General features: G+C 37.6%; 4 protein-coding genes and 1 pseudogene. All 5 read right to left on the bottom strand.

Annotated features, from left to right (window positions below; translation table 11 throughout):
* Nucleotides 1–2: 2 nt before the first annotated feature.
* Nucleotides 3–1,997 (bottom strand): ATP-binding cassette domain-containing protein, encoded by a 1,995-nt coding sequence (locus BCR24_RS01540; RefSeq protein ID WP_069638789.1) that lies wholly within the window; start codon nt 1,995–1,997, stop codon nt 3–5.
* Nucleotides 1,994–3,250: a hypothetical protein gene (locus BCR24_RS01545; protein WP_069638790.1), complete on the bottom strand. Its 1,257-nt coding sequence runs from the start codon at nt 3,248–3,250 to the stop codon at nt 1,994–1,996. The genes BCR24_RS01540 and BCR24_RS01545 overlap by 4 nt, the downstream gene beginning before the upstream one ends.
* A 22-nt stretch (nt 3,251–3,272) precedes the next feature.
* The gene (locus BCR24_RS01550) at nt 3,273–3,857 is read right to left on the bottom strand and encodes an ATP-binding cassette domain-containing protein (protein WP_157804612.1); all 585 of its coding nucleotides are present in this window, start codon (nt 3,855–3,857) and stop codon (nt 3,273–3,275) included.
* A gap of 427 nt (nt 3,858–4,284) precedes the next feature.
* Entirely contained in the window at nt 4,285–5,148 is an 864-nt protein-coding gene (locus BCR24_RS01555) for a helix-turn-helix domain-containing protein (RefSeq protein ID WP_069638792.1), read from the bottom strand.
* A gap of 592 nt (nt 5,149–5,740) precedes the next feature.
* Nucleotides 5,741–12,235, bottom strand: a pseudogene (locus tag BCR24_RS01560) (isopeptide-forming domain-containing fimbrial protein); the annotation flags it as partial.
* Nucleotides 12,236–12,908 lie beyond the last annotated feature (673 nt).

Consider the following 12,908-nt stretch of genomic DNA (forward strand, 5'->3'; position numbering starts at 1 on the left):
ATCTATTCATACCTTAAGGAAGTCGCCGGATCTAATTTTCCTACTTTCATGATTGGAACACTTGCTGAAAACAAGGACATAACAATAGCTAATATGACCGTTCCACCAACTGCTACGATATCTAGCATAAAAACACTAGAAATCTCTTTGGCCTTCATCGCTACAATTTCATTGATACCAAATCCGATGAATGAGGCAAATAATGTGGCTAATAATAGCGATAGTAAAGTAATAAATGCCGATTCCGAGGTGAAAATCATGTTGATATCACGATTTCGATACCCAATTGCTTTCATGACGCCAATTTCTCTTGTTCGTTCAATAACATTGATATACATTACAATTCCGATCATTACGATTGAAACAATGACTGCTTGTGTTGACATGAAAATCAAAAGTCCCTGAATAATCTTAATAAAATTAATAATAATATCGACTACAGCTGTCTGAGAAATCGCCACGTACTTTTTATTACTATTGATTTGCTCCATCACTTGTTTGTTTTCTGAAGGTTCTTTTAACTCTAAAATGAAATAAGGAATATTTTTTTCGAATTTATTTCGAGTAATAATCTGATTCATCTCGACTGGTGCCATATAAGAGTTCTCTTCTTCGGTTTCATCTTTAACGATCCGAATAATTTTTGTTGAAAATGTTCCAGTCTTTTCGCCTTCGCTTGTACTTTCAACAATGACCCCTTTTAATTTTTTTCCAATAATACTTTCAGCGGTAAGATTCTTTTTGTTCATTTTATTGAAATCTTTAAGAAAGCTTTCAGTTAAAGTAATGCCCTCTTCTTTAGGATCTTGGTATTCTTTTCCAGCCAAAATAGAGTCTTTTGTGTTAGAAGGAACTTTGATTGATGTATTATCATATAAGCTAACAACTTGAGAATAATTTGGTGTTGTATCCGTGTAATCTGCGTTGCCAACATCTTCTACTTCTACTTCAATCATTCTCATACCAAATGGCGTCTCAAAGTATTTAATCTTCTCTTGCCCTACTTTATTTTTGATATAGGTCAGATCATTTTTGTTAATAATACCGCTACTTTGTTGATTATTCAGGGAAATTTGAATTTGGGACGGAATTTTCCCCCCCTCCATATCTTGTTCAATAATTTTCACAATTCCATTCCCTAAACCTAAGGACAATAAAATACCTGTTAAACCAATTGATGTTGCAATAGAAATCATAACATTTCGCCATTTTCGTTGCATAAAATTGGAAAAAGCAATTTTTAACATGCTAATAAAGTTAAATCTGTTCTTTCTTATCTTTTTTGGTATCTTCGGTTCAGTAAAACTTCGGTCACTCTTTTGTTCCACTTCCACAATTTTCCCATCTCTTAATTTAACGACCGTATCCACACGCTCTGTGATTTCTTCATTGTGCGTTACTACGATCACTGTTTTTCCTTGCTGGGTCAATCCTTCTAAAATTTCTAATATGCGGTTTTGTGACTTTGAATCTAGTGATCCTGTTGGTTCATCTGCAATAATTAATTCTGGATTATTTGTAAGAGCACGAGCAATTGCTACTCGTTGCTTTTGACCGCCGGATAAATTTTTGACATTTTTATCAGCATATTTCTTTAAGTCTACGGAATCTAAAAGCTCTAAGGCTTTTGTCTTATTTTCTGAATGACTTTTCCCATTAAGATACATCGGAATCATGACATTTTCCAAAACACTCATATGCGAAATCAAATTGAAGTTTTGAAATACAAAGCCGATATTATTTTTACGAAAATCTGTCAGTTCATGGTCATTCAAAAATTTTAGAGACATTCCCTTATAGAGAACTTCTCCTTCGTAATCAGTATCTAACCCACTAATAATGTTAAGTAATGTTGATTTCCCACAACCTGATGGTCCAAGTAATGCTAAAAACTCACCATCGTGAACGTCTAAATTGATTCCATCTAAAACTTTTTCTTCTTCTTTTTCGTTGATTGAATACGATTTTTTAATATTTTTTACTGATAAAATACTCATTGATTTTCCCCCAAAGTTATTGAATAGATAAATTGAATTTGCTTAATAAGATAGCTTCCATAGATTATCAGAGTCATTAGAAAGAGAATCAAAAATATAATTTCTCCCCCATTAATCTCGTTTACTATTTTGAAAAGAGCCACACTAGCAAGTAATGGCAATGTTTGTATAAAGTAGAATAAATTTTCTTTAAGTGGAATGGTGTATCCTTCTAACTGACTAGAATAATCAAACTTCCCATTTAACTTTAAACCTTTCACCGCATGAATCAGTGTCAACAAAATACTTCCAGTTAATAATCCCAGTCCAGCCATAAATAACCAACTCCAATTATCGGTCAACCATTGTTTTGTCACCCATACGAACAGGATAAGTGCTGGGATGGTTTGAACAAGATATAGTACTAATGAACCACGTATTAAAAAGCGTTTACTACTATATTGAAATCCTTTCAGATAGTGACTATCCGTCATTAGCGCCAAAAAGCCATAGACCAGTCCTTTATCATTAAAAATAATTGCGCTCAAGAAAAAACTGACAATAAAAGCCTCTAAACTACCTGCTATCTGCGCAATATTAAAACCATAACTTAATAGAAGTGCAAATAGAAGAATTGAGATAATAGGTAAAAATAAAGCCTTAAAGAAAAATGATAACGTGAACAATCTGAAAATGTAGACTATCTTCACTACAATTCCATTAACAAGCCAGTTTTCTGCAATCATTTTACGATTTTTCAAGCGGCTTCTTTGCTGTTTGATGCTATAAACAACAAGTACAAAATAACTAAAACTATAGATAGCGAAACTATATAGTAGAGGCCAAAGAGTATAGTAAAAACACAAAAAAGTGATGACTGGTAAAACAATGATCATCGTTTTGAGTGCATTAATAAAAAAAATCTTTTTATTATTCATCCTAAAAAAAATAGCTAATGTTTGATGCGTATTTGTTTTGATGAAGAAATAATTCTCATAGCTAATCCCTATCAAAAGAATCACTACTAAACTAATTACAAGTAAATCATAATACCGAACCGACGAAAATGCTGATGATTCTTTTAAAAATAATGTCATGTCATATTTGAACAAAACCATCCCTAAAAAAATCAAGAAAGAGCCAAAAAAATAGCTATAGGTCAGTTGCACTAAATTAGTAAGTTTCATTGTCTTTTCTTTTGCCCAGATTCCTTGTCGTATAAAAAATACAGTCAATAGCTCCAAAAAGATGCGATTTTCTTTTAGCTCCATCATTAAAATGCTCCCTCCTTTTCATTTACAACTGAATCATCTCATCCACTTGTTGAAAAAGTTCCGCATGTTCATGACTAATGATGATAAATTTTTTGTCTTTTTGCCGCTCTTTTTCTATTTCTTGCAGTAGATTGCTCAAGGACTCTTGGTCTAATCCAGAAGTTGGTTCATCCATTAAATACAGTTGAGGATCATTTAGAAAAGCGCCAATCAACATCACTTTTTTCTTTTCTCCTAAAGACAAAGAACCCATTTCGCTTGTCATCAGCCTTTCAGAGAAATTAAAATTTCTCATAAGCTCTACTAACCGACTATTGAAGAAATTTTTTTCAATTCGAAATTCTGATCTTAAAAAATTAAAATAGAATAAAGGGGTTACGCCTTTAAAATAATTTTCAGAAGAATCTGGAACATAAGAGACCTTCTCAGTTTGGAAAATTTGTCCGCATTCTGGCGTTAAAATACCTGCCATTAGTTTTAATAATGTGGACTTGCCTGCTCCATTATTACCAACAATCAGTGTCAGTGAATGTGAAGCCATATCATATGTAAATTGTTCAATTTTTTTCTGCGCACTTATGTAGTATGTGATGTTTTCAACTCTCACCAAATCATGTCCTCTCTATTTTTAATTAGATGCTCCAGAAATAGAAAGGATAGAAAAAGTTGATATGCTAAATCAGAAAAAGATATAAGTTTCATTCGTATTTGTTAAGTTCATTTGTTCAACAACACTTTTTCATCATTTTCATTAAACTCTTTCTCATCCTTACTCCTCAAACTTTTGTTGGTTTATTTATAAAAAGTAAGGTCTACCAACCCAACCATTTTTTAAACCAACCCCAAATCGCTCTTTGCAAAACCCAACGAATAATCGTCCAGATCCACTTCCACATATAAACAACCCCACCTTTCTACCAATCAATGCTTAACAAATAATGCATGATTAAAACTTACAAGGCTGAGTATAGTGCGTTAATAGGGTTCATCGTTAAAAGGTCTCTTATTTGAGACAACATTGTTCATTAGTTTTTTTAATACAACTTAAAATAGTTCAATAAATGGTCCTCGATTTTTTCTAAAAAAAAGTAGTGATTATTATCTAGTATGTTCAATATTGTCATACTTTCCTTCATTTGCTTTTTTCCTTGCATGATATTCTTTGTCAATAGACAATCCACTCCCATAAAAAATTTTTTTAGAACCTTCTCGAGAATCAAATGCTCACTCAACTCTACTTGTTTCATATAGCCAATATATTCTTTCACTTTTTTAAAATCATTCAACTCAATTTCATAAAAAATCATGTTAGATAGTACTTTCACAGTATCAGACTCAAATGCTTTCAATTGTTCATATTTTTTTATATTATCTAAAATTCTAACGCTAATCGCTTCATTTAATTCTTTAGAAAATGCAAAGAAACTATTCGAGTATAGGACTAAATCATAATGGGTAAACATGTTTAAATTCATTAAATAGTCCTGTAAATACTCTTTTGCAAATGAATCATATCCGTCTTCCTTTAAACGATCAATCAATAATTGAATCACTAGGGCAATATGTTGGTAACGTTCTAAATTTGTTTTTTTATAGATGATTGTTGATTTTTCTTTTAACGACAAAAGTTTTTCTAGGTCTTGTTTAATGAAACTCTGATGGACTTCGGTAAATAGTGCTTTGAATCTTTCTATTTTAAAGTTATTTTTTATAAATAGAAACTCTTCTAATGAAACATTCAAATGTTCTAAAATCTTAAAAAAATTTGTTACCGTCATATCTGATTGACCATTTGCAATTCGATAATAATGTGCTCGTGACACAATTCCTCCAATTAAAGATTTAATTGGAATATTTTTCTTTTGCCTGATCAACTCGATCGTACTACCTATATCCATTCGTGTCCCCTTTCGTCTCGTATACACAACATCTCACGTCTTTATCTGAGTCCCCTATGTATGATAGAAATTAGAATGGAGGGAGAGTAAATAATGAATTGGATCGTAATTATTTTCTAGAAAGTAATTGTTTGGTGTTGGTATACACATTCAGATTACGTGTCTGAGCCATTAAAAATAGCTCAGACTTTTTGTCATTTAATCCTATCACTAAAATTTTATTTATGCAATATGTACAAAAATAATTCCAAAAAATTGAACCAGTTTTCATTTTTAGACGAATCACACTATGTGACCTCTTTCTCTATTTATGTAAAATCAATCGACATCTTTAAACATAATCAATCTAAAAACACAATGCTACTAGCAGTATAAAGAACATTCCCAACAGGATTCCTCTCTGATATGTATGGAATACACCCTTCCCAACTCCATTTATTTTTTCCTTTTTATTTGAATAGGTAGCAAAAGAATGAATTTATTTCCATGTAACCTCTTTTAAAAGAGGCTATTTCATTTTTACTAAAAAAAACAAGGACAAACTTAAAAGTAAGTTCTTCCTTGCTCTTTTTCACCAAGTTAATGATAATGGTTAATTTTTATTCTTCTTTTTTTGCTCCACATTTGCCAAGATTACCGTTGCTAACATTGCCAACCCAATAAATACCGCGGCGTTCGATAATACTTCTCCCGCCTCTGGAAGATCTGGTTTTTTCGGAACTTCTTTTTCTGGTACCACAGGAACTTCTGGTTTGTCTGGCGGATTGATGTGGTCATCCACTACCGCTATATTCTTGATTTGTTGTCCTGCAATGGCTTCCTTATTGATTTTAACTTTGAAGATAATTGTACGGGTATTCGTGTCGCTGATTGTTGGATATTCAGCGATTACTTTGCCGTCTTTTACCGTTAAATTTGTTGGTTTCGGATCGTCGCCTTCCGTTTTTATGCTATTTTCTACATAGGTCAATTCTTTTGGTAGATTGTCTGTGACTGTGACTTGATTCAACAGGCTATTTTCTACTGTATTGCGGAAACTGATGCGATATTCAAGCTCTTCATCGATTTTAACGGTCTTTTTATTGACTGTTTTCTCGCTTTCTAGTTTCCCTAGCGGTTGTTCTGGTGTTACGGGTACTTCGGGTTCGTCTGGTGGGTTCGTGTGATCATCGATTTTCGCTTTATTGATGATGGGTTGGCCAACTACTGCTTCTTCGTTGACCGTCACTTTGAACACGATGGAACGGGTTTTTGTATCACTGATTGTTGGGTATTCAGCGGTTAGTTTGCCGTCTTTTACCGTTAAGCTTGTCGGTTTTGGCTCATCGCCCTCACTTTTCACACTGTTTTCTACATAGGTCACGCCTTTTGGTAGGGCATCCGTGACGGTGACTTGGTTTAAAATACCATTAGTGATTTTGTTACGGAACGTGATACGGTATTCGATTTCTTCACCGATTTTTGGTGCTTGGTTATTGACTGTTTTCGTACTTTCTAATTCCCCTGGTATTTCCGCTGGTGTCACGGGAACTTCTGGCTCATCGGGTGGATTTGTGTGGTCATCGATTTTCGCTTTGTTGATGATTGGTTGTCCAACTACGGCTTCTTCGTTGACCGTCACTTTGAACACAATGGAACGTGTTTTGGTATCGCTGATTGTTGGGTATTCTGCGACTAGTTTGCCATTTGTCATGGTTAAGCTTGTCGGTTTTGGCTCATCGCCCTCACTGGTTAAACTACCTTCCACATACGTTAAGCCTTTTGGTAACACATCGGTGACGGTGACTTGGTTTAAAACACCTTTCGCTATTTTGTTATTGAAATTGATTCGATATTCGATTTCTTCCCCAATTTTCGGTGCTTGGTTATTAACTGTTTTCGTACTTTCTAATTCGCCAGGGGTTTCTACTGGTGTCACTGGGACTTCTGGTTCATCTGGCGGATTTGTGTGGTCATCGATTTTGGCTTTATTGATGATCGGCTGTCCGATAACGGCTTCTTCGTTGACCGTCACTTTGAATACGATCGAACGAATGTTAGTGTCGGTGATTTTCGGGTATTCTGCGACCAACTGGCCATTTGTTATGGTTAAGCTTGTTGGTTTGGGATCAGCGCCTTCACTGGTCAAGCTGCCTTCTACATATGTTACTCCTTTTGGTAGAGTATCTGTGACCGTAACTTGGTTTAAAACACCATTAGGGATTTTATTGTTGAAATGAATTCGATATTCGATTTCATCTCCGATTTTTGGTGATTGATTATTCACCGTTTTCGTACTTTCTAGTTCTCCTGGTGTTTCGACTGGTGTTACAGGTACTTCTGGTTCGTTCGGTGGATTGGTGTGATCGTCGATTTTGGCTTTGTTTACGATTGGTTCACCGACTTTTGCTTCTTCGTTTACTTTGACTTTAAAGACTATCGAACGGGTTTTGTTGTCACTGATTTTTGGGTATTCAGCGACTAGTTTGCCATTTTCCACCGTTAAACTTGTCGGTTTGGGTTCATCGCCTTCGCTTGTCAGACTGCCTTCTACGTACGTTACGCCTTTTGGTAGCGTGTCGGTCACGGTGACTTGGTTTATGACACCATTTGTAACGTTGTTGCGGAAGGTAATGCGGTATTCGATCTCATCACCGATTTTTGGTGCTTGATTGTTTACTGATTTTGTCACGTCCAATTGTCCAGGTGTTTCGACTGGGACAACTGGGATTTCAGGCTCATCGGGCGGATTGACATGATCATCTACGGTGATTTTATTCACGATTTTTTGCCCGACGATGGCTTCTTCGTTGACTTTGACTTTAAAGACAATCGTACGTACTGTTGTGTCTTGGATTTTTGGGTATTCCGCAATGACTTTACCATTCGCCATCGTTAAACTTGTTGGCTGCGGATCAGCACCTTCGCTGGTTAAGCTGCCTTCTACATAGGTCATGCCTTTTGGTAAATTATCTGTAACCGTCACTTGATTCAAGACGCCATTGGTGATTTTATTACGGAAAGACAAGCGATATTCCACTTCGTCCCCAATTTTCGGTGATTGGTTATTTACCGATTTAGTGCTTTCTAATTCACCGGGCGTTTCGACTGGTGTGACGGGCACTTCTGGTTCATCTGGTGGATTGGTGTGATCATCGATGATCGCTTGATTGACGATTGGTTGTCCGACTACCGCTTCTTCGTTCACGCGGACTTTGAACACAACAGAGCGGACGGTATTGTCGTCGATTTTTGGGTATTCAGCGGTCATTTTGCCATTTTCCATGATCAAGCTTGTTGGCATCGGATCAGCGCCTTCACTGGTTAGGCTACCTTCTACATAGGTCAACCCTTTTGGTAAGGTGTCGGTCACAGTGACTTGATCAATTACACCATTTGTGACTTTGTTACGGAAACTAATACGATATTCGATTTCATCTCCGATTTTTGGTGCTTGATGATTGACTGATTTCGTTACGTCTAATTGTCCCGGTGTGACAACGGGTGTGACGGGCACTTCTGGTTCGTCAGGCGGATTCGTATGATCATCAATTTTCGCTTGATTGACGATCGGTTGTCCGACTACCGCTTCCGCATTTACGGTGACTTTGAAACTAATCGTTCGTATGGTTGTATCCTTGATTTCAGGATATTCAGCGACAAGTTGGCCATTTTCCATCGTTAAGCTTGTAGGTTGTGGATCAGCGCCTTCACTGGTCAAACTTCCGTCTACATAGGTCAAGCCTTTTGGTAAGGTATCAGTCACGGTGACTTGGTTTAGGACACCGTTTGTGATTTTATTACGGAACGTGATGCGATACTCGATTTCGTCACCGATTTTCGGTGCTTGATTATTCACTGATTTGCTACTTTCCAATTCGCCTGGTGTGATGACTGGCACGATCGGCACTTCGGGTTCATCGGGCGGATTGGTGTGATCATCAATTTTGGCTTTATTGACGATTGCTTCGCCAATTTTTGCTTCATCGTTGACCTTGACTTTGAAAATGATCGAACGAATTTTGGTGTCACTGATCTTTCCGTATTCAGCAGTCAATTGACCATTTTCCATGGTTAAGCTTGTTGGCTTTGGATCGTCTCCTTCACTGGTCAAGCTACCTTCTACATAGGTTACGCCTTTTGGCAAAGTATCCGTTACGGTAACTTGGTTTAAAACACCGTTCGTGATTTTATTTCGGAATGTGATACGGTATTCGACTTCGTCACCAATTTTTGGTGCTTGATCATTGACGGATTTGGTGACATCTAAGCGTCCAGGTGTTTCAACAGGTGTTACTGGAATTTCTGGTTCATCGGGCGGATTGACATGGTCATCTACAGTTATCTTGTTTACGATTTTTTGTCCAACAATAGCTTCTTCATTGACTTTGACTTTAAAGACAATGGTTCGTACTGTTGTATCTTGAATTTTTGGGTACTCTGCAACGACTTTGCCGTCAGTCATGGTTAGACTTGTCGGTTTCGGGTCAGCGCCTTCGCTGGTTAAGCTGCCTTCTACATAGGTCATGCCTTTTGGTAAAGTATCCGTCACTGTGACTTGATTTAAGACACCATTCGAAATTTTATTACGAAAAGACAAACGATATTCGACTTCATCCCCAATTTTCGGCGATTGATTGTTGACGGATTTGGTACTTTCTAATTCTCCTGGTGTTTCTATTGGTGTCACTGGGACTTCTGGTTCATCTGGCGGATTCGTGTGATCATCGATCGTTGCTTTATTGATGATCGGTTGTTCGATTACTGCTTCTTCATCGACACGAACTTTAAAGGAAATGGTACGGGTTTCGGTATCGGCGATTTTTGGGTATTCAGCGGTTACTTGACCATTTACAACCGTTAATGTGGTTGGTTTTGGATCAGGCCCTGCACTTGTAACGCTGTCTTCAATATACGTTAAGCCTTTTGGTAAGGTATCGGTCACGGTTACTTGGTTTAAAATACCCTTTGGTACGGTGTTTTTGAATTGAATCGTGTATTCTATTTCGTCGCCGATTTTTGGCGATTGATTGTTGACGGATTTTGAGCTTTCTAGTTTGCCGACCAGTTCTTCTGGGGCGATTTTTACCTCTACGATATTGGATGTGTTCTCGATCATCGTATTTGTGGCAGAATCTACCCCTTGGAATGTGGCACTATTTGGAATCAGTTCTTCTCCTTTGGCTGTATCATTGATTTTTGCTTGAAATTCGTAGACTGTTTCCGCGATCGTTCCTTTGTAGCTACCGCCTTGTGTGCCGTTGGCGCCCTCTCCTACACGAAACGTGATTGCACGATCGGTTGCTGTGTATTCCCCTTGGTCATCGCCTGTGGCATCTGTTTTATTGCCAGCATTTGGACCACTTACGATGGATAAGCTGTCGGGTACATAATCTAAACGGCTATCTAATTGGTCTTTAGAAAGACTGTTGACCGCTTCTGTGTTTTCTTTGGTATTTTTGAGATGGACACGATAGGTTACGGTATCCCCGATTTTATACGTTTCTTTTGGATTTATAATTTCTTTGGTGACTTCAAGTTCGGGTGTTTCCGCATTGATTGAAAAACCGATCGCGTTGGTTGAATAATCATCACCGCTACTGGTTGTTTTAAAGTTAATTTGTTTCTGACTGTTAGTGATAATCCCTTCTGGTAAGGTCAAACGATCGACATCGATATCTAAAAAGTTTGGAAAGCCAGGATTAAATTGACCCGGATATTTATCCACCATGTGTTGATCGTTATCTGAAACGGTTCCGTTCATGACATTACCGACTGGGTTGATTGTATTGCTGATATTGACCCAAGTTCCTGCACTATTTTGGATTTGGGCATTGTCACCTGTGAAAAATTTATCGCCTTGAACGGTAAACCACGTCACGATTGGGTTTAATTTTCCTTGTTTAGAGGTTAAAAAGTCTTTCATGACAAATTCATTGTTGGTTCCAGCTTTGTTCCCTCTAGCGCCATAATAGACATTGAAGGCACGGGATCGTTTGGCTTGGTCTTTGGTCACGATAAATAAACTCCAACCACTGAAGTTGAAACTTTGAAATTTGCCTTGTAGGAAATCGGTCATCGGAATATCTGCTAATGTGTACGCGCCAGTCGCACTTTTATCTCCTTGAAGAATCGAGGTCACATCTGCAAAGTTAGAAAAGCCCGTATTATTAAACCCGAAACCTTGCCCAGGATTGGTAGTGTCTTGGTCAATTCGATGATATTTTTGTGGCGCAACACGGGTTACTGTTCCATTTGGCGTGGTTAATTGAACGGGGGCGCTGATTTCATCATCGGTCATATTCGTCGCTGTAGCTGGGCCTTTAAAACGGGATGCACTCCAAAATAAGCCTGCCCATGCGACTTCTTTGGCACCATCTAAATCGATGTAGGCTTTACTTGAGTTATAGGTCGTTGGATCGCCATCGACATCCGCAAATTTCAACTGAAAATTATTGATTGCTTGACCACTACTTGGGGCTCTGGTATTCAAAAAAGCGCTCGCTGTCGCTTCGTTTACAGGGGTTAAGTTGGTATTTCCTGTAGAGAATAATTCTCCTTTGTGGATGCTTTTATAAATTGGTTTATCAAAGCCGCGGCCTGGCGTTGGCGCAATTCTTGGTCCGATTGCTTGGGCTCTCGGTGCGGCTTGATTGTTTTCTTTTGAGGTCGTTGCTGCTGAGTCTTCTGGTGCAGCAGTTGTTGGCTCTTCTGATTGAGATTCTGCTACTTCTGTGTCAGCTTCTTTTTCTTGCAGTGATGTACTGCTCGTTTCTTGTTCGCTTTCTGGCAGTGTTAGGGTGATAACTCCCACTTTTTCATCTGCCTGATTTATTTCAACAGCAAACTGCTGGATTGATTCGTCTGTTTGCTCGGCACTGATTGTCAGATGTTTCGTGGTATGAGGTTGGATCGTGGTGATGGTTAGTTCTGTCCCCTCATCTTGGTTTTCTTTTTGGTCAAACTGGATCGATTGATCGTCGGGCGCCACCAGTTTGTCTTCGCTTTTTAAGGTTGCTGCGTCGAATTTTACTGGTGTGTCCTTTTGGTTCTTTTGTTTTAGAACTACGTGATCGATTGGTTGATCCCTTTTGTTCGTTACTTCGTAGTTTACGTCGATTAATTTGTTGTTCGTTTCATTTTTCTTGGTGTCAGCTTTGATATATAAGGATTCTGAGTTGAAGATATTCTCTTCTGGTTTGGTCAGTCCTTAGGCAAACACAATGGCGGCGGGTAACAAGTTGGCAATTACCAACATCAAAACGGCTAAATAATTCAGGGAAATTTTGTACACTTTATTCATTTATATCTTACCTCCTATACTTTTACTATAGTATGGCTAAATAAATAATTCAAAGATATCGGGTTGGAACATTAGTTTTTTCTCATAGCTGGAGTTCGGGCTTTTTTGGGTGAATATTGGTTGAAGAGGAAAAAGTTTTTTTGTTATTTTATCTTATATATAAGGGCGCTGTTTTTGGTGTTATTTAATGGGTGGAAATGCCGAATTTCGTTGCGGTGGGTGGTGTCTTTCGGTATAATAAAATGTGTAGGATAGAAATAAGAATCGAGATTGGGATAAACGGTGGTACAAAAACAGCTCCTTCGGAAATAAGCTGAAATTCACAAAAAATTGAAGAACATTTTTCGTGAATTCCCTCTTATTGCTGTAAAACACAACGAAAAATAAGTTGATGTTGCACAGTACCTACTTGGTTCTCGGAGCTAGACGTTTTCTCCCCAACCTCTGTTCAAAAAGATAAATAAAAATTGGCACTTCA

Source organism: Enterococcus ureilyticus, assembly GCF_001730315.1.
GTDB lineage: Bacteria > Bacillota > Bacilli > Lactobacillales > Enterococcaceae > Enterococcus_L > Enterococcus_L ureilyticus.

What these genes read in the sequence shown, in the direction of transcription:
- BCR24_RS01540 (WP_069638789.1), bottom strand. Translation starts at nt 1,997, where the DNA reads ATGAGTATTTTATCAGTAAAAAATATTAAAAAATCGTATTCAATCAAC.
- BCR24_RS01545 (WP_069638790.1), bottom strand. Translation starts at nt 3,250, where the DNA reads ATGATGGAGCTAAAAGAAAATCGCATCTTTTTGGAGCTATTGACTGTA.
- BCR24_RS01555 (WP_069638792.1), bottom strand. Translation starts at nt 5,148, where the DNA reads ATGGATATAGGTAGTACGATCGAGTTGATCAGGCAAAAGAAAAATATT.